The following is a 22,713-nucleotide window of genomic DNA, read 5'->3' on the forward strand; positions in this document are numbered from 1 at the left end:
CATACTAAATGAATAGTCTAAAAAAGTTTCCCTTTGCCACCCAATTTATAATTATAGCTAGCTTAGGAATCGTTGGTCTTTTTGCTTGTTCCAGTCATGCGGCAGCAGCCAACTACCCTGACAATCAAACAGCAGATATTTTAGACGGACATGTTCAAGCTGCTATCTCTTATAAAAAAAATAATTCACCTAACTATACAGCAATTGGTGATACGGTAACAGTTACAACGACACTTGAAAAATTAGATAACGGCGTCTTGCCTCCTATTTTTAATCAATCTTCTATGCTCATCCTCTTTCCAGATGAAACACAAGGATTAAAATTAGAGGGAGAGCCAAGTTTTGTCTACACGAAAGGAATCTTATCCGATCAAGGAAAGTTTGTAGATCCGTCAAAACAACTTTGTCATGATATTTTTTGGGCCTTTAATACTGAAGCAAAAATGATGTATCAGGACACTCTTTCTTATAATGGTCGTATGACACAACTGCCGATTACCAATCAATATGAGGATGGTCCATATGATGATACGTATAGTCTAACAAATATCTTAGTAGATAAAGGAGATAAGATTGTTCTTTCTTATAAAGCAACAGTGACAGAAGCAGCCTTAAAAAATAAAGAATTCATCCTGCATACAGGAATTTATGACAGTACTCAAGGTGATTTTGATTGGAATCACTTTTTAACAACTAAAATGCCTGCCATCCAAAGTCTTAGTGTTGCTTTTGATGCGGCGAGTAAGAACAAAGTCATTGAACTTACAGATGCCAGTTCTTATCAAACTTGTTTAACAGGAACGTGGTCTGGAAGCATTGATGACTTGCACCCTACATTAAGCATCAATCAGCAATCAGTCACTATCCCAGTAAATAGTTTTAAACCCAATAAAACATTTTCTATTCCAATTGATTTGACAAATTATGGGGTCATAGGACAAAATAAGATACACATTGAGCTAAAAGATAGCAATCATCAAGTAGCAACTGATGATGCGGTTGTGACTTTAGTTCAAACGGATCAGCCGCCCCAATTAAAGCTATCAACGGCAATCGCCAATCAAACGATTCAATTAACTCCCAACATTTTAACCTTTAAAATAGATGGGCAATACAAAGACGATAGTTTAACAGAAAAAATTTACTATAATTTAAACGGCCTTTCTCACCAGTTAGGTAAAACGTTAAACAACCAAAATAAAGGAAAATGGACTGATTTTTCTCAAGAAATGCCGTTAAATGAATTAAAATATGGGGAAAATACCATTCAATTATATGTTGTAGATACAAAAGGTCAAAAATCAAATGTAGAGACATTTATTTTGCAGTTGACAAAAGGCAGTGTGCATTTTAAGAAGGTAGACACTGAAGTAAATTTTCCCAATTCTGTAATTAGCGGACAGAGGCTTTATTCATTTCCTCAAAAGCCCGTTGAAATCAGTATTGAAGACACTACACGTTCACCAGGTCATTGGCAATTAACTGTTCATCAGATTACACCTTTTAAAAATGAAAAAAGAAAATTACCTGCGTCACTTTATTATCAAGATAACTTGAACAAATTAACAATTACAGCAAATGATCCAGTAATTTTACCTGTCTTAAGAGAAAATGCCACTAATTATAGATTACAACAAGATCAGACCCATCAATTTGGTTTAATGATTTTACCGAATGCTTATACCGGTGAGTATGAATCAAAATTGGAGTGGACGTTAATTGAAGCCCCTTAAACGAAGGAAGAGAGAAGCAAGCAATTGTTTTTTCTTTCTTCTTTCTTTTTGTATGATGAAAAGAAGTAAGGAGAGTTTAATATGAATGCAATGATGTTTGTTAGTATGGTCTATCTCAGTTTTTTGATTGGGATTCGTCTATTGTTTAAAGATAAACTGACCTATCTTTTTATGTTTATATATGTGATAGTAGCGCTTGCTAATATTTTATTAATAAAATATACAACTTTTTTTCTTTTATTTCTCTATTTTTTACAATGCTATTATCTTTATCTTAAAGTAGAAAATGTTTATCTTGCTATCGTATTAGATAATTTTTTAATAAGCTGTGTCGGCTTAGTAATCTTTTTGACAGTAGACATCCCTAGATATTTTGGAATCCATCACGTTTATTTTTTTAGCATGTTAGGAGTAGTCATAGAAATAATGGTATTTAGTTATATTAAGTATTTAGATAGAACCTACCATATTTTTGATTACTTTGCAGGCTACACAAAGAAAATGAAACTAAATACCATTTTATTCACTACCTTAATGGGACTGCTTTATTTGATTCATGCACGCCTAAACTTCTATTCTTTAGATTATGTGTTGACTTCTATTATTATGATAGGATTCAATTTATTTAGCAGTATTTCTTTTATCGTTCTCATTGTAAATCGAAAGAGAGAAAAATTCGTGTCGACCTATTTAAAAGATCTTAAAGAGACGAAAGCATATTATGAAAAACTAGACGAATTTCGTCATGACTATTTAAATTTTATCACGGCTTTAGAATATGGAATCACCAATCAAAGTACCGAAGAAGCTCAAAAACTTGTGGAACATTTCAAAAATTATTCGTTAGAACGAATTGAAGATGCGAGACATCATCCAATGAAAAAAATCAATGATTCCGTGATCAAAGGGCTATTATATGATTTCATCGAAAAGGCCGAAAAAAAGCACCTTACGTATGATATTCAGGTTTTAAATATGATTACAACGGTTGATATGGATTCCATTGATTTAATTCGTCTGCTGTCAATTGCATTAAATAATGCAATTGAACATTATGTTTCGTCAGATCAGACAGTACCGATAAAAATTTCTTTAGATGAAGTAAATGACATGTTTGTATTTTCTGTTGAAAACCCAGCCAATTTGGAAAATAGCGGTGATTTATCCTTATTATTAAAACGCGGACATTCAGAAAAGAAAAGTGGTGGATTAGGACTGCATAATTTTTCTTGGATTGTTAGCCTCTATGAAAATGTTAGCTATAGTTTACGATATGACAAGCAATCCAAAGTATTTGAATTAGAATTAATCGTTTCTTCGACATCAACAAAGAAATAATCGCTTTTGTTGATGTCAAAGAAAGTGGGAAGATCGTTGTTTCTTTATTAAAGTTGATCAATATACGTAAGTAGTTTTTTTATGCTACTGGCACTTAGCAGCAACGTATCATCATTTTTAAAAATAACTTCTAAGGTTTGCTTGTTCACTTCTTTAATATTATATGGATTGATCGAAAAACTTTTTAAAGCATTGAAGTATTTGTAAGGTTCGAACAGCTGCTTCACATGTTTCATTTTATCTTGAATAATAAAATTTTCAGAAATTCCGAAAAACTCTAATGAAGAGCGAAACCCTTTAACCGTCACAATATAATTAATTTCGTCTGGATGAATGAAGTAGACTTTCAACGATCCTTTTAACTCAATGATCACATCAGTATCATCTTGCTTTTTTAACTTAGTAGTAATTAGTTTTTCTAACTTTGTAAATACAGTCTTCATTTCATTTTTTGACAAGTATAAGTCAGGACGTATGTGTTGATTAATGATTTCTAAACCTTTAGAAGTGTCATTTGACAAAAAAATAATACAGCATTCAGGATTGATTTCACGTATCTTCTTTGCAAAGTCAATTCCTGAATGAAATGTTTGCAGATCAATGTCAATTAAAAAAATATCGGCTGCTGAAAAAGGAAACGACGCTAAGTTTTTATAGATTTGTTCTAATTGATTGATCGGAAAAACTTCAACGGGAATGGAACGTAAATTACTATAATTCATTCGTTCATTTAAAAACAGTTGTTGATGAAAAAGATTATCCTCAATGTAATAAATCTTCATAAGTTTACGCTCCCTTATAAGGTTTATTTCCTTCTAAGTATAACAGATATTATTAGAAAAGTTATTAAACCTTTGCTTTTTTAAAGGGAAAATTCAAATTTTAAGTGTCTATTAGAAAGAATATTTAAAGAATGAATAGCGAGGCTAAGGGTGAATAATAACAATTAAAATACAGTTGGCTAATAAAGTAAGAACTAGAGGAAAAAGAATCTATAATTATTTAAATAGTTGAAAATCAATGTAAAAATATGAAGGGTTATAGGAAAATTTTTTCATAGTAAACAACTTGCGTATAAGAAACGAAAAAGTCGACTAGAGTTGGAGTATTTTTGCCTCCTTTTTTCAAGGAAACGATTTCTAGTGGAAGGAAAACGTTAAGCTAATTCGCTGTAACCTATCATGAAATTCATATGCAATTTTTCTTTAGACACTACGAATCATAAATAATTTTTTACTTTATAAACAAGTTATGCAATAAGCCGTTCCTTTTAGCAGAAACGACTTATTGCTGTTTATTTGGTAGAAAAATACTGTTGTATAAAGATGTATTCTATCTTTTTTTAGTAATTAAGAAAACGGCAAACAAATAGAAAATGCTAGAAATAATCAATCCTTTAAGATAATCTTTAAATAATTCAGCAGGTTGTGCGTAGGAATACTCAATAATTTTGACGATAAAATAAAGAGAAGGAAAAGAGGAGACAAGTAATAAAAGATCAAATTTATTCCATTTAGTGAAAAAAAACATAAAAAGAATGATACCAATAAAAGGGACCCAAAATAATAGCTTGCTTAACGTAACCATATGTTCACCTCTCATGCCTCTAGGTCAATAATAGCATGTTCTTAAAAGGGAACAAAGAAATTTGAATCCAATAAGAAATGTATAGCAATTTGCAATACTGACTAGAAATGACCACAAACGAAAAAGCAAATCTTAGACGTAGAATTTTATTCATGGGATAATAGTTCTAACACAAGTAAACAAAGAAAAAGAGAAGAAATTACGGGACCATCTATTGTGAATCATGTAAATTAATTAAAAAAATGATGTAACTATAGAGGAGGAAAAAATGAAAAAAATCAAATACGTTGTTTTATTGGTCTTAGGTATCTTATCACTTACTTTTCATGCGGTGACAATTGAATCATCGCCAACTAGTCTCTCCTTCACTGTTGAAAATAATCGAGTAGTCTACGATGTTGCTGCCAAAACTGTTACCATTCCAGTCAAAGTCAATCAAAATCTATCAACCGATCAATTGAAAGTGATGTTAACATACGGTTGGGATGGACATGGGAGCGCAAACACTGTAATTGGTGAAAACGTGCTACCCAATGTTCAGTGGCAATCTGGCGTGGAGTATTTCCTTATCATTTATAGTGAGATGTCCATTGATGAAATGAAAAGTAAAAATAAATTAGATTTAGTCTTTTATTATAACGGTGAAACAAGTGTTACTGAAAATTTAAGACCTGTACAATGGACTATCCGATCGAAAGATAACGATGATAGTAGCAGCGGAAGTATAGACAGCAGCAGTAGTGACAGCGACGAAAATAGTGATAGCAACAGTGGAAGTATAGACAGCAGTAGTAGTGACAGCGACGAAAGTAGTGATAGCAGCAGTGGAAGTATAGACAGCAGCAGTAGTGACAGCCATGGAAGTAATACTAGCAACGTAGATATTAGAAATGGAAATGGGACTAATCATAGCGCTGCTAGACGCCGAGCCTCAAATAGCCTGATCAATGATTTCAAAAAAACTAGCAGAAGTAGCCAAGATGTTTTACCAAAGACAAATAGTGAAGATCAGAAAATCATTGGCATACTAAGCGCTGTTTATCTGAAATACAATCAATAAGTTAGAATCAATGAAAAAAGAAGAGTGTGGACTGTCGAGTTGAACAAGAGAAAAATTAAAAAGCACCTGCCATGAAATGATCAGGTGCTTTTTAAAGTGAGTTAGAACTGCAAGCGTTCATTGAGATTTTCACTCCTATGCGGATTTTTTCAATTCTTGCACTGCTTGTTCGATCGTTACACCAGTGGCTACACGAGTAGAATCTGTTTTGTCAAATACCACAAACAAATTTAAGTCGGTATTTAGTGTGACGCGATATTGTAAGTCTTTGTTATCGAATGTCATGTTCATTCTCCTTTCTTAAAATCTTACGAAAGGCAACTACACGTTGATAACGAAATTCCATTTTTATTGTAACATATAAAAATGGAATTGCCAATAAAGGAGGGTAAAAAATATTTCTTGATCTTTTTGAAAAAAGAAGTGAATCTCTTGCATAATGAATCTGAGTGTGCTATATTATTGAGGTAATCTATTTTGAAGTGTAATTTGAGCTGACTGTTTAACTATCGACTCCTTTTGCCTATCAATAATTTATTGCAATAAAATCGTACGTTGATACGTATTAGGAGGAAATATATATATGAATAATGGTACAGTAAAATGGTTTAATGCAGATAAAGGATTTGGTTTTATCACAGGTGAAGACGGCAATGATGTTTTTGCACATTTCTCTGCAATTCAAGGGGAAGGCTTCAAAACGTTAGATGAAGGTCAATCCGTGACGTTTGATGTTGAAGACGGTCAACGTGGTCCTCAGGCAGTTAACATTTTTAAAGCATAGTAATAATATAAATAAAACTACTCTTTTTAATCTTAGAAAGAGTAGTTTTTTGTGTTTGCTATATTTTTGATAAGAGATTCAACTAGGGAAGGAACACCTGCTAGTTGATCATCAACTGAATGCCTTTTTGTTTTAGATTTGTTAAACAAATCATTAGATACGTTTCATTGTGTTCGGGATAAATCGGTGTTGTTAACTTTATAGGAAATAAAAAGGAATAAGCAGCACAAGCTTTTCCTCGATATTCAGGAACATCCCAATCGTTAGCAGGTGCATAGTGGCGACGGCGCATTTCCTTTAGAACGAGTTGATGGTATTGATAGAGTTTATAAGGGGAATACTGAAACACATAGTCAACCGTTACATGTTTTTTTCCCCAGCCATTTCCTCGTAACGCACAGCATTCTCTGTGTTGGCCTAGCAACTGTTGTCTCGGAAGTAAGGAAATTAATTCCTCATGCCATAAACGCATGTTTATTCCTCGCTTTCCTTTTTGTAAAATCGCTCACTTATACGTTCTGGTTTTTCTGATCGACCAATTAGATAATCTACAGAAACGTTATAAAGATCCGCAATGAAAATTAGCTCCAACACACTCGGGCACTGATCACCTTTTTCATATTGTTCGTATTGCTCAAGAGGAATCGTTGTTTGTTCTGCCGTTTCTGGTACCGATAGCTGGTACTTTTTTCTTAAAAAATCTAATCTGCAACGTAAAGTGTCTAATAAAATCGCTTCTTCAATACTCATGAACAAGCTCCTTTCTTTCATAAATAATACGATCAGCTACTTTTTTTTATTTAAATAAATCAAATACGCAATTGGGAAAAACAAAGAGAAAACTAATCCAATTAATGCTGCGATAAACAATTGATCGGGTTCAAAATACTGATAATTCAAAATTTTATATAAAAAAAAACAGGCAGGTAAACAGAGTGCTGCTAAGTAAACACGTTCTTTCTTCCATTTTATTAAATAACAAATAATAGGAATCAGAATAAGTGCAGGAATCAGAATAATCAATCGGCTTAATGTTATCACAGGATTGCCTCCTTCTTCATTTTTGTTTAAACATAGTTAAATCTGTCGTTTGAAAGAGACATGTAAGTCAAGAAGAGAAATGATCCCATGATCTTCCAATCCTAAATTAATAATCTTTAAATCAAAGATAACATGTTAGCTGGCGCAGAACAAATGATACGCCGTTTAATAAATAAACAGCAGGCGCTTGTTAAGAAATGAATAATGGTAAGTTTCTGCAATACAAGGTACGTTTTTTATCCTGCGGATACAAAGAAGTAGTAAGAGGTACCTATAGAAGACAAATATAAGACAAAGTTCATTTTGTATAAAAGTGTATTGCTTCCACTTAACTGCCATGCTATAATAAAAAAAGGTTATTTTAAGTAATGAAAGATTGTACCCTTAGCTCAGTTGGTTAGAGCTGACGGCTCATAACCGTCCGGTCGTAGGTTCGAGTCCTACAGGGTACATTAAGAAAAAACATCCCAATAATAAGCAAAATTATGTGATTGTTTGTTAATCTAGCTGGCATATTTTTGAAAATCAGTAGTTTTTCCTCTACATTCATAAAAGAGAAAGAATTTAATAGACGCTGTAAACACATGCCAAAAATGAAAATCGAAAAAACGTAAACCAAAGCACGGGGCTGGTTTACGTTTTTTTTTACTTCACCTGAATATTAAAATCTTTAAGCAAATCAAGTGCTTGTCTTCCATGTTTATTTTCAGAAACACAGGTTGAATTAACGAAAAAATTAGCTTCTGGAAAGACACTTTGTAAAGCAATGGTATTGGCCAGCACACAAAGATTAGTTTCGATTCCAGCAACTTCAATCTGTTTTTTTTCTTCTCGTCGAGTCAAAACGGATTGTTTGATTTCAAGTAATGCTTCTGGCGGCATGGTAAAGTAGTATTTTTTTACAACTTTTTCATTTTCTTGAGGAGATACAGCAGGAATAATTTGTAAATCTTCCTTTTCTTCATCTTGATCTTTTCGTTGAATGGGAATATCTCTTGTAAAAAGAATATATTCTTGCTTTTTTCTTGCGTTTATTAAACGTTTTTGGATCTGATCAATAAGTTTTTTTGCATCAGGAACGTAATATTTGCTTGTAGGATCAAGAATATGATTTTGCATGTCCACAATCACCAACATTTTTATTGCCTCCTTTTTCATCCACAATAACTATTAATAATTGCGGCCACCCCTGCTTCTTCATTGGTTTTTGTTACTTTATCTGCAAGAAATTTGACTTGTTCTTGTGCATTGCCCATGGCAATGCTGGTGCCGCTAACTTTTAACATCGCCAGATCATTTTCTTGATCACCAAATGCGACGATTTCATGAGGTTCTATTTTTAAATGATCTGCTAAAAACAGTAGCGAGTGGGCTTTGGTGACATCTTTTGGCGTGATTTCTAAAAAGTGCGGATCAGAAAAGACAGAATCAATTCCCGCTTTTTTTAAATCTTGTTGCAATTTTTTTAGTTTTTTTTCTTCTTTGTCTGTTAAAGCTAATTTTAAATAACTTAAGGAAGGATCTTCTAATAATTTTACAACTTCATCAAATGTTTGATGCTGCAAGTTGAAGTGTTGATAATAAGGATCGTCTTTGACTAAATTCGCTTCATCAAATGTCAGTTGATCGTCTTGTGTTTCACGACTAGCAATAATTGAAATTTTAGCTTTTTGAGCTAAGAAAAATGCGCGTTTTAGCGTAGAAATTTCAATGCTAGCTCGTTTTAATACATGAGCAATTGCGCCTTTTTTCATTTCTGCGACAAAAGAACCATTAGAAGAAATCAAATAGCCGTCGATTCCTAATTCTTCAAACACTTCTTTGGCAGAGATGCTATTTCTGCCAGTCGCAATCGTGACAACTCCTCCTTGTTTAGAAAAGTTTTGAAGTGCTTCAATATTTTGTTGAGGGATATTTCCCCTTCGATCAAGTAATGTCCCATCAAGATCAATTGCCGCTAATTTCATATTTTTCGCTCCTTTTGTGTTTGCTTACTCTAAGATTAAATGAGAATTTCATAAAATAAAAATAAAATGCTTGCTGTGCTTTTGATTTTTTTAAAATATTCTCATTTTAAATCACCATATATAAGTAGTTTTTCATTTTATAAAATGAATAAAGAATCAGAAAACAGTCGAAGAATATATTTTTAATCCGGTAATAAGCGAGTATTTTTATGAAAAATTCAGTAAATACGAAGCATATCTTTTGCATTAAATTTTAATGAGGAATATTCTGGATATAGAAAGGTTAGAAAAAGATTAAAAAAAGGAGTGATTTTAATGGAGACGAATTCTCGCATCGTTCCAGTTGTAACTGCTTCAGATGAAAATTACGCTCCTTACTTAAGCGTGATGATCGCCACTGTTTTAGAAAATGTTAATCAATCAAAACATATCTATTTTTATGTCATTGATGATGGAATTTCTGAATATAGCAAAGAAGGATTAAGACAAACCGTCAAAAACTATCCCGTGAAGGCAAGTATTCAATTCTTAACTGTCGATAAAAATATTTATGAAGATTTTCTAGTAAGTGACCATATTACGACAACCGCCTACTTAAGAATTTCTTTACCTAAACTCTTAATGAAATACAACTATAAAAAAGTGCTTTATCTAGATTCAGATATTTTAGTCATGGATGACATTGTCAAATTATATGAACAGCCATTAAATCATCAAACCATCGGCGCCATCATTGATCCCGGGCAAGCGAAAGCATTGAAACGTTTAGGAATTGATTCGAACGCGTATTACTTCAATTCTGGTGTAATGGTCATCGATATCCAACAATGGAATCAAAAGCAAATTACTGAAAAAACGATTCGCTATTTAAAAGAAAACGGGCAGCGGATCATCTATCACGATCAAGATGCGTTAAATGCCGTTCTTTATGAAGACTGGAAACAACTAGAGCCCAAATGGAACATGCAAACGTCACTGATTTTTGAACGGCACCCAGCACCAGATGCTACGTATGAAAAATTGTATCAAGCTGGAAACGACGCCCCATCAATCATCCATTTTACTGGACACGATAAACCATGGAACACACTAAAAAATCATCCGTATACGAATGCATACCTAAAAAAATTAGCACATAGCGTGTTAAAGAAAGTAGGAGAGGTAAATGAATAGAAGAAAAGAAATTGCCATCGTTTCAAGTTGTAATACCAAATTTGTGCCTCATCTAGCGGCGCTGTTTGTTTCAGTTTTAGAAAACAGTGATCCCAAAGTGTTTGTTCACTTTTACGTTATTGACGACAACATTGATTTTGAAAGTAAACAATTGTTACGTTTTTCCGTAAAAAATTCACGAATGAACACCGATGTAGAATTTTTAAAGATCAATAAGAAGTTTTTTGAAAAAGTAGTAACGAGTGATCGCATTCCTGAGACGGCCTATTACCGAATTGCAATTCCTGAACTATTTAGAGGAAGAAATGTTGAACGACTTTTGTACATGGATTGTGACATGATCGCCGTAAAAGATGTAACGGCTTTGTGGCAGCTTGAATTTGGCGGAAACATTTTAGCAGCTGTTGAAGATGCTGGTTTCCATCAACGCTTAGAAAAAATGGCCATCCCCGTTCAATCAACGCGTTACTTCAATTCAGGATTGATGCTCATTAATGTAAAAAAATGGTTAGACCAAGACATTACGAAAAAAGTCTTGACATTTATTGAAGAAAACCCTGAAAAATTACGTTTTCACGATCAAGATGCGCTAAATGCTATCTTACACGATCGTTGGCTTTCCTTGCATCCAAAATGGAATGCGCAAGGTTACATCATGGCAAAAGCAAAACAACACCCAACTATACAAGGCGAAAAAGAATATGAAGAAACTCGCAAAGATCCTGCCATCCTCCATTTCTCCGGACACGTGAAACCATGGAGCAACGAGTTTCGAGAACCAACGAAAAAATATTACGACCAATATGCAAGCATGACTGCTTTTCGTTGTGTGGCAAATTTCCCCAAATATCCGCTTTATGCACGAATCAATCGCAACACAGAATATACTACTCACTAGAAAGAACTTAAACAATTGGAAGGAGACTACTTATATGGAAATTACGATGACCAAACATGCAATGGAAGCTTTGATTGAAAAAGTCGGGAAAGACTCAAAAATTGCTTTGGCACTGATTGATTCTTCCGACCCATTTTTAAGAGACCGTGGTGCTTGCGCCAAAGGCAGTTTTTTCCAAATTATTCCTTTTTTTACAGAATTAGGAAAATACGTCAATAAAATTGATCATCCTACGTTAGAAATTTATACCTCTAGATTAGAGCAATCTTATTTAGGCAGACGCTTAAATTTAGCTTATAACCAACAATTGAACAGCTTTTCGCTTGAAAATGAAATTGCAGTATTAGATCGCAACATTAAACTAAACCATTGTTTCTTTAGTTAAAGGCATTTTTCAAAAGGAAGAATAAGCCTGCTTGATTATACCTTTATCGGAAATGAAAAAGTAAGTACAGCAGATGAAAAATACTTCAATTAGTTGTCAATGACGATAGCAACACGAAGAAAATTGAATGGGGAATTGATACATACGTTCTATCAAATAATCTATTTGTCAGAACGGGTTATCCAGAAAAAGAAGCCTTTAAAGTTGAAAAACTTTAAAAAATCAGCTCTAACTGATCCAAATTCCTTCGTGTTACTGAATTATCTGAATAAAAAGGAAAAATCGAACAACGCATCACACCGATTTCATTCATAAGAAATACTCATTACTTGTATGAACAAAAGTACCCGTGGGGTATCATGTACCGAAAAGATTATACAAAATAACTGTTGAGTTAAAACAATAAGGAGGATACACATGACAAAACCAAAATTAATCGATCCAAGAAACCAGTATTACACGGAAGAATTTCCCAAACAAGATCAAGAAACACCAGCACTACAAAAAAAGATGCAGCCCGTTCCCGATTGTGGCGAAGAAACCTATGAAGGCAGTCAGCAATTAGAAAATCGTCGTGTCCTTATTACCGGAGGAGACTCAGGAATTGGTCGAGCCGTGGCGATTGCATTTGCAAGAGAAGGCGCAGACATCGCCTTACAATTTTTCCCCGGTGAAGAAGAAGATGCCAAGCAAGTGGCTTCTTATATAGAACAAGCCGGAAGAAAAGTCGTACTTTTGCCTTACGATCTTCGAAAAGAAACGGCGCCTAATGAAATCATTCAAAAAGTAGTGACCGAATTAGGAGGCTTAGATACGCTCGTGTTAAATGCCGGTCAGCAAATTTCATGTCCAGCCATCGAAGAACTTTCATTAGAGCAAGTCAAAGACACTTTTACTATTAATATAATTGCAATGTTTGCGCTAGTGAAAGCCGCTGCACCTCACCTTCCAGCAGGTGGAGCAATTATTAATACAACATCCGTACAAGCCTTTAATCCAAGTGAACATCTGTTGGATTATGCTGCCACTAAAGCAGCCATTGCCAACTTTACAATTGGCTTAGCCAAACAACTCGCACCAAAAGGCATACGCGTCAATGGAGTAGCTCCCGGTCCTATTTGGACACCTTTACAGTTGGATAAAGGGCAGCCACAAGACTCTATCCCTGAATTTGGGCAAAAAAGTTTGCTGGAAAGAGCCGGTCAACCCGCTGAATTAGCACCAGTTTACGTCTTTTTAGCTTCAAATAAAGCAAGCTACGTCACTGCACAGATTTATGGTGTAACAGGTGGCGAGGCCATCAATTTATAAAAAAGATTGGAAGGTGTTTGAGATGAATAAAGGAACAAAAACCATAGGAGTCATTGTTTCTCTTTTACTTTTGTCCATTCTTTTATTTACTGCCTTGATTAGTACGGTGTATCCGTTGCCGATCTTGCTTGATCGCTTCCGTTTCTTTACGGTAACTAATTATTGGGTGCAGCAATACATCTTTTGGGTAGCTGCTGTTTTAGCGCTTTTAATGCTCATTACTTTATTGGTTTTGATTTTTTATCCAAATACGATCGGAACGTTCTTGTTAAAAAAAGGCGATGGTGAATTGACGCTGGATAAAAAAGCCATCGAGGGCATGGTTCGTTCTCATTTACAAGCAGATGAATTTATTCAATCGCCGAAAGTAAGTATCAAAGCCACGAAAAATAAAATTGCTGTGGGCATCAAAGGAGAGTTAAAACGGACGTCTTCTTTAATTGGTAAAACAGGAACTTTAATGGAAGAAATCGAAAAAGAAATTAAACAGTTGCTTGGTACGAATGAACCAGTAAAAGTAACTGTAAAATATACAGATTACCAAACAATGACGACGAACCATCAATCGAAAGAACAAGCACGAGTGGAATAGGAGGCTCATGAAATGAATGAACGATTTGAAACTTACAAGTTACCGATCATTTGTGGCGCACTTGGTTTGATTTTAGCTGTATTGTTAATTACAGTCGGTTTCTTTAAAACCTTGCTGATACTCCTTATGGTGATACTCGGCGTGGCTGTCGGCATGTATGTAAAACAAACAAAAATATTTGATCATAAATCTTAGGAGGCTTTCACTATCATGGATAATAAACAATCAAACAATCAAACAAATCACAAAAATACACCAATTTCCGCACACCCAGATCCAGCAGTACCAAATGTGGAAGGAAAAGTAGCACAAGAAACAAAAGAAAAAGGACAAGAAAAATACGTAGAAAAGCATGAAAATCATATGCAGCCAACTTCTAGTCATACGTCAACGCCATCTGCGCATACGCCGCTAAAAGCAGATGAGGCGTTGAAAGAAAAAGACCCGTCAAAAGAAGCCGTCGACTCAATGAAGGGCGAAGTCGTCTATGAAGATAAAGTGATTCAAAAAATCATTGGAGCAGCTTTAGAACAAGTAGATGGTTTATTAACAGCCGATGGCGGGTTCTTTTCAAACATGAAAGAGAAATTAGTGAATACGGACGACGTGACCACCGGCATTCACACTGAAGTAGGCAAAAAAGAAGTTGCAGTGGATATGAAAATTGTGGTGGAATACGGCAAAGATATTGACGCTATTTACCAACAAATCAAAAAAATTATTGCTAAAGAAGTAGCGGCAATGACGCACTTAAAAGTAATAGAAGTCAACGTTGACGTAGTAGACATTCAATCCAAAGAAGAATTTGAAGCAAACAGCGAAACCGTCCAAGATAAAGTCACCAAAGCAGCGAAAACAACGGGGCAATTTGCTTCCGAACAAACCGAAAAAGCCAAATCTGCCATCAGTGAAGGCACAGAGAAAATAAAAAACGCTTCTGAGAAATAAAAAGAAGCGATAAAATCCTTTTTCCAATCTTAGGAAAAAACAGGTCTTGCTAAGTAAAAAAGATTTATCTTTCATATTTAAGAGTTAAGAGCATGCGCCAAAAGTATTCTTTACTTTTGGCGCATGCTCTTAACGCAGATTTACAGCAAAAATATAGAACAAATGAAGTAGAATAAAACTTATTTGAAAGAAGCCTCTTATTTATTGTGCCAGTTGTTGACTTCTCGTAACGATTCTAGGGCATTTACCTCTTTTTTTCAAAAATTTAAAAAATCAAACATAACAAGAACAGTCTAGGAGGTAAGTTTTCATTTTTTACTTTTTCATTTAGATAAATTGACATTACTTAATTGTGTAATTCGTTTTAAAGTGGAATAAAGGAAAGTTTTTTCAAGCTTTTCTATAAACTACGAGTCAAAGGAGAGAAAAGCAAAAATTAAAAAAAAATGAAGGTTTTCATCAAAAAATATGACGAAAGGCGAAGCTCATTTAAGTGAGAAATATAACAAAAAAGAAATGAGATGCGCTTTTAAACAAGAAACAACTAATGAATCAACAGGAATAATTTTTGTAAAATAGTAAAAAGCATGCTTAAGATGTAAGTATAAAAACGAAGAATCGGTGCGCATGTTTCTTTATACATAGAGGGTAAACCAATAAAGGAGGGACTTAATTGAAGAAATTTAAAAAACTGCTAAACGGAGCAGTCGTTGTCGGCTTAACTTTGGGAAATAGCAGTGGCACGGTCGTAGGTGCGGTGACAACGGTCAATGAGACCACAAACACCAACCAAGTGACAAAAAAAGAATCAGTGAGAAAAGAAAAACAGAAAAAAGATTCCGAGAGTAGTAGTTCCAAGAGCAGTAAAAAAGAGCAAAAAAGCATTTCTCCCAGAAAAGCAACCGCAAAAGAAGAAATAGCGAAAACGTCTAAAATATATATGGAGAATAAACTCAAAGAATTAATAAACAAAGGACCCGATACAAAAATTGATAACTATGAAGTAGGGGATCAGTATGTTTTTAAAAAGCGTCTTTATTCAAGTTATAACTATCATGAACAAATTTACTATAAGCCAGATATTCCATCAGGGAAATTATCAGAGGATAGAATATATTTGAATATTAGAGATGGTTCTACCGGAATGTCTGCTATCCACCCTGTTGAACAAGAAGTGATCTCCAAAAGTGGTAATTGGAAGATAAAATTTGAACCAACAGAAGGTGTTACTACTGATGGACGCTTTATGACTTTGAAATTTACTCGTTTAAAAGTAGCTAAACCTCAAACAGAAATTTTTCCTATGAAAGTTACCTATGTTGTACCTCCCAACAGGGTTGATGCAGATGATGGGGAGCCTTTTGCCTATATCATGGGTGCTAAAATTTTTGATGCAGATATACTCTATGAAGTAAATATGCCTGTTGCTGAAATTGGTGACATTACAGCCAAAGCAAAAACGGGTGCGCATACAGTGATGCAAAATGACCCTGTGCCTAAAGCAGCTGATTATGTTGCTTCTGTGGAAAATACGCGTGGCACGGTCGAGTATAAGTGGAAGACTGCACCGAATATGAAGAAACCGGGAAAACAAACATCAACGGTGACGGTTAGCGATGACACGGGACGTTCAGTTGATGTGCCGGTTTCTCTTACAGTCACGCCGCTGCCACTAGAAATGACGCCTAAAGCAGGCGCTCATCAAGTATATATGTTTGATGAACCAAAAGCGAAAGATTATTTTGATGTAGTTAATCACTATGATGGAACGTCAGTTGACATTCAATGGGTCGATGCACCGGACGTGACGCAATTAGGGAAACAAATTTGTAAAGCTAAAGCAACGTCATCGGATGGACGAACGGCTGAAAATACGGTAGAACTTGAAGTCGTTCCATTGCCGCCGATAGAATTAACGTTAAAGCCTATAGAAGATCGAACATTAGGACACACCTATGCGTCACTTGCCGATACGTTTAAAAATTACGTTGAATCGGCGACGGTCAATGGAAAAGCACTTGATCTTGAAACGTTAGAATTTATTCCGGAAAAATCAACAGAACCTAACATGCAGCTTGCCGGACAGCAAACCGTTCGAATCGCCGTGAAAGCGCATGTTCCTAAACCGGACATTTCTCCGCGCTCTTCTGTCAACGCGTCAGCAAGTTCCACCGATGATACTTTTGAATTGGAAGGTACGGCGGAAACGACCGTTAATGTCCGATGGGGCAGCACGATTTTAATGAAATCGGCAAATGGCGCTTCAGCCGGTGCATTTTCATTAATTATGGATAAATCAAGTGCTGGTACAGGCATCTTAAGTATACAACAAGGACTAAATTCGCTATTAAATGAAGCCGTCAATCCGAATGGCTCACCATTTGATATGTATTATCGCATGCGAATATTACGCAACGACAAAGAGATTTATGCACAAACGGTTCAAAATCGTTCTTCGCTTCAGCAAGTAATAGATTATTTTGGAAACAGCGACCACACACAAGCGGTAAAAGTCGACGACGTCGTTGAAATCTATTATCCAGAAAAAAGCGCGAATCATTCTGTTTTAATGGTGGACGAAGCAGAACATGATTATACCTATGCTTCAGCGTATGCTTATTACAAAGTGACGCCTTACGGCTTTGAGCCAGCTCCTAAAGTTGAAGCAGAAGCGGCAAATGCCGACCTTGTCTTAGCGCAAGGAACGGATACAATTGACGTAAAACAATTACTCAAAAATGTGAAACTCAACAACCAAGAAGTTGAAGCAAAAGCGTATACGGCTACAGCGTTGGATGCATTTGATACAACGACCGTCGGCCAACGAAACATGCGGGTGAAACTTACCGCAGCAGACGGATTAGCTTCAAAAGAAATTGACGTACCTTATCAAGTGAAATGGGGGAGCACGTTTGTCCTAAAAGGCTTAAATGACGCGACGGTCGGCGCTTACAGCCTAGTGAAAAAAGATGGGCAATGGACGATTCAATCTACTCAAGGAGTAGCTGATACGAATCTAACGGATCCCGTGGATAATTATTTTGGCAGTCAAACGTATTATCAAATTGACGTCTTGCAAGGAGATGTGAGCAAGTACCATTATGAAGTGCTTGGAAATAGTACAATTGATCAAGCCATCCATAACTTTAACCAAGGACAGCCGTTACAAGTAGCTATTGGAGATGTCGTCAAGGTGTATCATGCGGATCCTAAAAATCATAATCTTCTCATGCAAGATGAGTTGGTCAAAGATTATACGGTGGGGTCCAATTATGCGTATTATCAAGTCACAGAACATGGCTTTGAACCAATCTTGGACGTCAAAGCTAAATCGCAGCCGCAAGAATTTACGTTAGGTGAAAATAGCAGTAAAATTGACGGAACTAAATTGATTGAAAACATTACGATCAACGGTGTGTCAATGAAAAGTGATCAATATACGGTAACGCAATTAGAAGATTTTGATACAAGTGTTGCTGGTGAGAAAAATCTACGAATTAAGATAGAAACGAAAGATGGGGTTGTCTCAAAAGAAATCGGCGTACCTTATACAGTGAAATGGGGCAATTCGATTTTAGTGAAGTCAAGTACAGGAGGATCTGCCGGCGCCTTTTCACTACTGGATGGAAAAGAACTGGCAGGAACGTCGAGTGATTCAAAAGTCTTGCAAATCAATCCGGGGTTGGATTCATCTTTGAATGAAAAAGTAGGAGCAGATGAAACAAGTACGTATTATTCCATTGATATTACACGAGACGGTCGCTCAACGTATAAACAAACGATTCCGGGAAGGGCTACGTTGCAGCAAATCATGGATAACTTTGGAAATGCTAGCCGTCAAGTAACCGTCCAAACAGGCGATATTATTACCATCACTCAACCGCAAAAAACACCGGATAGTTCTGTTTTGTGGATGGATGAAGTTGAAAAAGATTTTACTTATGGTTCGGAAAAAGCCAGATATGAAGTGACAGACTATGGCTTAGTACCAGCGCCGGAATTAACAGGAACGACGTCCAATAAACAATTAAACTTAGCGGAGCAAGCAGAAAATATTGATTTGCGTCAGCTAGTGAAGGTAACGATTAATGGTCACGAAGTAACAGACGATCTTTACACGGTCAAACAATTAACTGATTTTGATACGAATACAGTTGGGAAAAAAGAAGTAAAATTGCAGCTTGACTTAAATGACGGGTACGCATCCTCTGAAGTCGATATCCCTTATGAAGTGAAATGGGGTGATTCCTTGGTTCTTAAAGGATTAAATGGTGCTACAGCAGGTACGTACAGTTTTGTAAAACGTGACGAACAGTGGTTCCTTTGCGCCGTTCAAGGGGATCCAGATGCAGATTTAAGCAACTGGGTGAATAACGAATATGGACGGGATATTTATTATCGAATAGAAGTAGAAACAAATGGAAATGAGTTACCGGCGTTTGAGACGCTTCAAGCTTTGAATGCAGAGGAACCGCCAGTCAATAATGGAAATTTTGCTTACAATGTCACTGGAAACATGACAGTAGATCAAGCCATTTCAGGATTTAACAACGGTCAGCCGCTACCGTTGCCGCAAAATGCGATAATAAAAGTGTACCATGCAGAATCAAGCAACAACTTGTTAGTTCGTGATGATTTAGTAAGAGATTACACGGCCGGTTCCAATTATGCTTGTTACAAAGTAGATGCTGCTGGTGTGACGCCTATTACAAATTTAAAAGCAGAGACGGTTGAAACAAAATTAACGTTAGGACAAGATGCTAGTTCAACTGACGTGGCTCAATTAGTTAAAAACGTTCAATTTAATGATCAGAAACTAAAAGATGACCTTTATAAAGTAGAACCGATTGATACGTTTGATACCTCTACGGTAGGCGAAAAAGAATTAAAAGTAAAATTAACGACTTCAGATGATGTGACCACCAAAGAAATTAAAGTACCTTATACCGTTAACTGGGGCAGTTCATTAGTAATGAAAAATAAACAAAATGAAACGATTGGTGCGTTTAGTCTGAAAAAAGAAGACAAGAAGTTAGAACTCACTTCTTTACCGGGGAAAAATAAAAAAAGTTTGTCAAAACGAATTACGAACATCAACGATAAAGAGGTTTACTATAGTATTGAAGTGTTCAACCAAAACAAGAGCAAATACAAATATGAAGTGCGTGGGGCTTTAACGATTGAAGAAGCAAACAATCGTTTTAATAGTGGAAAACCTTTAGATGTTTCGGTAGGCGATCAAATCAAAGTTTACCATAAAGAATCAACTGGAAACATCTACATGTATGAAGAAATGGAACAAAATTACACGTACGGAACAAACTATGCTTATTACAATGTTACAGAATATGGTTTTGAACCAACTGGGGAACTTACAGTTACGCCTTTATCCGATGTGAAGGTAACAGTAGGCACTGCTCAAGTTGATCTTAAATCTCTTTTAAAAGAAGTGAAAGTTAATGGGAAAGCCTTACCGAAAAATTCTTATACGATAAAACTAGATTCTGATTCGACGATTGATACTTCAGAACTTGGAAAGAAAACGGCAAAAATGACGGTCGCAGTGGATAAAGCGTATGGTGAATTTTCAACGCCAACACAAGTAGATTATGAAGTTGTTGATGGTGCAGGAAACGTATCAGGTGAAAATGCTGGGGCTGACGGAGATGCTGGATCGGATGGAGAAAATGGAACTGCCTCGGGCAGCTTGCCAAAAACGAATGAAACGAAAAATGCAGCTTTTTCACTGTTAGGAGTCTTTCTTGTTAGTGTTGTAGGAATGATCGTCTTTTGGAAGAAAAAAAAGACAAATGAAAAATAGGTCATTTAAACTTCTAATAAAATAGTTATTCGTTCACTTTAACCGATCATCACAACAAGTTGTGATGATCGGTTTGTTTTTGCTCTTTTCAATAAGGACAGATAAGTTAAAATCAAATCTGGGGCTACATGAACTTCGTTGTGTCCCAAAACTTTGGTGAAGTGGATATGCAGATGCTTAGAAAACAAAAAGTGCTAGTTTTTTCTAATCTTACTATTTTTTTATGCGCATAACTATTGGTATATTTATTTAAAACAACAGTTTAATTTTTAGAATAATTTCTAGCTATAACGAACAAATATTTGTGTCAAAAAGCACAAGACATTTAGGGGAATCCAAAATAAAATGAATTCTAAAAAAGTTCAAGAGGGAACAATGAAGATGACTGTCAGAAATTAAGTTTGTGATTAATTCAAGTGATTATTAAATTTAATTTTAACAACAGTTAATACGTAACAATTTATTTTCTGTAAATTTTAAGATATGTATTTTTCCGATAAAAAGGCATCTTTTGTTAGATTCGAAAATTAATTACTGGTCAATAATTTTTATATTAGGTAAAAACTGAAGAAATATTTTTATAAACCATAAGGATTGGGAGAAGCTATATAGATTGAATTCGATGAATAAATATGAACAAGTAAATGACGGTGCATATTATTTGTTTTTAGTGTTTAAACACGATAAAATGAAAACGTTCACAAATGTAAGAGGGAAGGAGTTCAAAAAATAGCCTATTTATTCTAGTGATGTTTTTGAGATAAATTGACCGGAAAGTACATTATGTATAAATGCTGTGGCTAAGAAATCGATGTGAATAGTAGGTTATTAGATAAGTAATGAAGATAAATTTAAACGATCATTATCCAATTAATAGTACTTAAGGAGGAATAAGAATGAGAAAAAGAAATGTGTTAACAATAGCAGTTATTTTAGGTAGTATGGGTTCCATCATTAGTAGTGGCGTGCATTTGCCGATGTAAAGCCTGCTCCAATTGGAATTGAAAAGCAATCTTCAATGACTACTACTAACCAAGCTAAAAAATTAGAACAAATTAAATTATCAGATGCTCAATTAAAAGCTAATGATATTGATATTGATATTGATACTTGGATGCCTAATAAAGCTGTTCAGAAATGGGTATTAAGGAATTTAATTTGGGACGGGGTGCTACCGGCAGATAGTTCAGTCAACGATATTACTAAAGACTTGCTAGCATCAGATGAAAGCGATATCACGTGGATAATTTCGGTCGATTCATTTTTAGGGGACGATTTAACTCCTAATTTAACGGAAGGACTTCAGTATGTTAATGATCAAATTAAAATTGACTTAATAATGAGGGATACGACCGAAGATCAATTTCTCAAGATGGACTGGAAGCAACTCCACATGAATGTAGATTTATGGAATGCAACTGTCGTTTCCCCAGATAAATTCCAAAATCCCCAACTGCTACAAAAAATTAAAGATGCTAAATTACCGGAAAAAACCGGTTTACATGTCATTGATTATCAGCAAGGAGAAGATATTATAACCGACCCGTATTTTACTCCAAAATTTACTAAAACAATCAATCTTAAAGACCAAGAATTTTTTCCAAATATCAACGTAAGTGATAGTGATCTTTGGGATGCTTTAAAAGATAAAGATCTTTTGGCAACTAGTTTAGGGTCTGATGTTAGTCGTAAGGGGCATCTTATTGCTTACGATTTATATAGATTTACTAAGAATTCAGATGGTAGTTATCTAGGGACGCCGGAAGATAACATAACTAATCGGATTCTTATGCGAAATATTAAGCTAAATCCAGAGAATTTTTATCTTACACTTGTTAATAATGGCATCTATTATGATGGTGAACATCAAGAGATCCAGATAAATGGTTTTACCTACGCAAACTTTACTAATTAACGATTTTTTGAAGGAAGTTAAATTGACAAGGTTAAAGTTTAAATTATGAACAGGCTCTATTGTTTAGTTATACTCATTATCTACAGAGTTTCTACGTAAAAAAACGTTCAAAGTTAATTGAGCGTTTTTTTTATTATTATTGTCTTTAGACCTAGTTGAG

Annotated in this window: 20 protein-coding genes and 1 tRNA gene; 14 read left to right on the forward strand and 7 right to left on the reverse strand. The window is 35.1% G+C overall.

Going from position 1 to position 22,713, the window contains the following annotated elements; genetic code table 11:
* Nucleotides 1-8 precede the first annotated feature (8 nt).
* Complete coding sequence (locus RV14_RS04815; RefSeq protein WP_071855168.1) at nt 9-1,733, forward strand: hypothetical protein; 1,725 nt, start codon at nt 9-11, stop codon at nt 1,731-1,733.
* An 81-nt stretch (nt 1,734-1,814) separates the two neighbouring features.
* Nucleotides 1,815-3,071 carry a GHKL domain-containing protein gene (locus tag RV14_RS04820; RefSeq protein WP_071855169.1) on the forward strand — a complete coding sequence of 419 codons (1,257 nt, stop codon included), beginning with the start codon at nt 1,815-1,817 and terminating at the stop codon, nt 3,069-3,071.
* A 47-nt stretch (nt 3,072-3,118) separates the two neighbouring features.
* Here the strand turns inward: RV14_RS04820 and RV14_RS04825 are convergent, their stop codons facing one another.
* Entirely contained in the window at nt 3,119-3,853 is a 735-nt protein-coding gene (locus RV14_RS04825; protein ID WP_071855170.1) for a LytTR family transcriptional regulator DNA-binding domain-containing protein, read from the reverse strand.
* 1,073 nt (nt 3,854-4,926) lie between these two features.
* Here RV14_RS04825 and RV14_RS04835 point away from each other — a divergent pair.
* Nucleotides 4,927-5,718, forward strand: a complete 792-nt coding sequence (locus RV14_RS04835; protein ID WP_071855172.1) for a hypothetical protein — start codon at nt 4,927-4,929, stop codon at nt 5,716-5,718.
* Between the two features lie 135 nt (nt 5,719-5,853).
* Here the strand turns inward: RV14_RS04835 and RV14_RS12215 are convergent, their stop codons facing one another.
* Entirely contained in the window at nt 5,854-6,003 is a 150-nt protein-coding gene (locus RV14_RS12215) for a hypothetical protein (RefSeq protein WP_167359839.1), read from the reverse strand.
* Nucleotides 6,004-6,301: 298 nt separating this feature from the next.
* On the opposite strand from RV14_RS12215, the gene RV14_RS04840 reads away from it, so the two are divergent.
* Entirely contained in the window at nt 6,302-6,502 is a 201-nt protein-coding gene (locus RV14_RS04840) for a cold-shock protein (protein WP_071855173.1), read from the forward strand.
* 100 nt (nt 6,503-6,602) lie between these two features.
* Here RV14_RS04840 and RV14_RS04845 read toward each other — a convergent pair whose 3' ends face one another.
* The 3 genes from RV14_RS04845 to RV14_RS04855 are packed head-to-tail and all read right to left on the reverse strand — an operon-like array spanning nt 6,603 to nt 7,543.
* Entirely contained in the window at nt 6,603-6,974 is a 372-nt protein-coding gene (locus RV14_RS04845; RefSeq protein ID WP_071855174.1) for a TIGR02328 family protein, read from the reverse strand.
* A 2-nt stretch (nt 6,975-6,976) separates the two neighbouring features.
* Complete coding sequence (locus RV14_RS04850) at nt 6,977-7,252, reverse strand: helix-turn-helix domain-containing protein (RefSeq protein ID WP_071855175.1); 276 nt, start codon at nt 7,250-7,252, stop codon at nt 6,977-6,979.
* 36 nt (nt 7,253-7,288) lie between these two features.
* A complete protein-coding gene (locus tag RV14_RS04855; protein WP_071855176.1) occupies nt 7,289-7,543 on the reverse strand; it encodes a hypothetical protein in 255 nt (84 codons plus the stop codon).
* 378 nt (nt 7,544-7,921) lie between these two features.
* Here RV14_RS04855 and RV14_RS04860 point away from each other — a divergent pair.
* A tRNA-Ile gene (locus RV14_RS04860) sits at nt 7,922-7,995 on the forward strand.
* 193 nt (nt 7,996-8,188) lie between these two features.
* Here the strand turns inward: RV14_RS04860 and RV14_RS04865 are convergent.
* Both RV14_RS04865 and RV14_RS04870 read right to left on the reverse strand, forming a co-directional pair.
* Entirely contained in the window at nt 8,189-8,680 is a 492-nt protein-coding gene (locus tag RV14_RS04865; protein WP_071855177.1) for a cysteine hydrolase family protein, read from the reverse strand.
* Nucleotides 8,681-8,697: 17 nt separating this feature from the next.
* Nucleotides 8,698-9,510, reverse strand: a complete 813-nt coding sequence (locus RV14_RS04870; RefSeq protein WP_071855178.1) for a Cof-type HAD-IIB family hydrolase — start codon at nt 9,508-9,510, stop codon at nt 8,698-8,700.
* Nucleotides 9,511-9,825: 315 nt separating this feature from the next.
* On the opposite strand from RV14_RS04870, the gene RV14_RS04875 reads away from it, so the two are divergent.
* The 9 genes from RV14_RS04875 to RV14_RS04915 all read left to right on the forward strand — a co-directional run bounded on the left by RV14_RS04875 (nt 9,826) and on the right by RV14_RS04915 (nt 22,553).
* On the forward strand, nt 9,826-10,683 hold the full coding sequence (locus RV14_RS04875; protein WP_071855179.1) for a glycosyltransferase family 8 protein: 858 nt from the start codon (nt 9,826-9,828) through the stop codon (nt 10,681-10,683).
* Nucleotides 10,676-11,581 carry a glycosyltransferase family 8 protein gene (locus RV14_RS04880; RefSeq protein ID WP_071855180.1) on the forward strand — a complete coding sequence of 302 codons (906 nt, stop codon included), beginning with the start codon at nt 10,676-10,678 and terminating at the stop codon, nt 11,579-11,581. The genes RV14_RS04875 and RV14_RS04880 overlap by 8 nt, the downstream gene beginning before the upstream one ends.
* 34 nt (nt 11,582-11,615) lie before the next feature.
* A complete protein-coding gene (locus RV14_RS04885; RefSeq protein ID WP_071855181.1) occupies nt 11,616-11,966 on the forward strand; it encodes an iron-sulfur cluster biosynthesis family protein in 351 nt (116 codons plus the stop codon).
* Between the two features lie 417 nt (nt 11,967-12,383).
* Nucleotides 12,384-13,277, forward strand: coding sequence for an SDR family oxidoreductase (locus RV14_RS04890; protein WP_071855182.1), 894 nt, complete (start codon nt 12,384-12,386; stop codon nt 13,275-13,277).
* Nucleotides 13,278-13,299: 22 nt separating this feature from the next.
* Nucleotides 13,300-13,869, forward strand: a complete 570-nt coding sequence (gene amaP, locus RV14_RS04895) for an alkaline shock response membrane anchor protein AmaP (protein WP_071855183.1) — start codon at nt 13,300-13,302, stop codon at nt 13,867-13,869.
* 12 nt (nt 13,870-13,881) lie between these two features.
* Entirely contained in the window at nt 13,882-14,064 is a 183-nt protein-coding gene (locus RV14_RS04900) for a DUF2273 domain-containing protein (RefSeq protein ID WP_071855184.1), read from the forward strand.
* Between the two features lie 15 nt (nt 14,065-14,079).
* On the forward strand, nt 14,080-14,817 hold the full coding sequence (locus tag RV14_RS04905; protein WP_071855185.1) for an Asp23/Gls24 family envelope stress response protein: 738 nt from the start codon (nt 14,080-14,082) through the stop codon (nt 14,815-14,817).
* Nucleotides 14,818-15,490: 673 nt separating this feature from the next.
* Nucleotides 15,491-20,638, forward strand: a complete 5,148-nt coding sequence (locus tag RV14_RS04910; RefSeq protein WP_071855186.1) for a Rib/alpha-like domain-containing protein — start codon at nt 15,491-15,493, stop codon at nt 20,636-20,638.
* A gap of 1,018 nt (nt 20,639-21,656) precedes the next feature.
* Nucleotides 21,657-22,553: a hypothetical protein gene (locus RV14_RS04915; RefSeq protein WP_071855187.1), complete on the forward strand. Its 897-nt coding sequence runs from the start codon at nt 21,657-21,659 to the stop codon at nt 22,551-22,553.
* Nucleotides 22,554-22,713 lie beyond the last annotated feature (160 nt).

Source organism: Enterococcus ratti (assembly GCF_001886195.1).
GTDB classification, from domain to species: domain Bacteria; phylum Bacillota; class Bacilli; order Lactobacillales; family Enterococcaceae; genus Enterococcus_B; species Enterococcus_B ratti.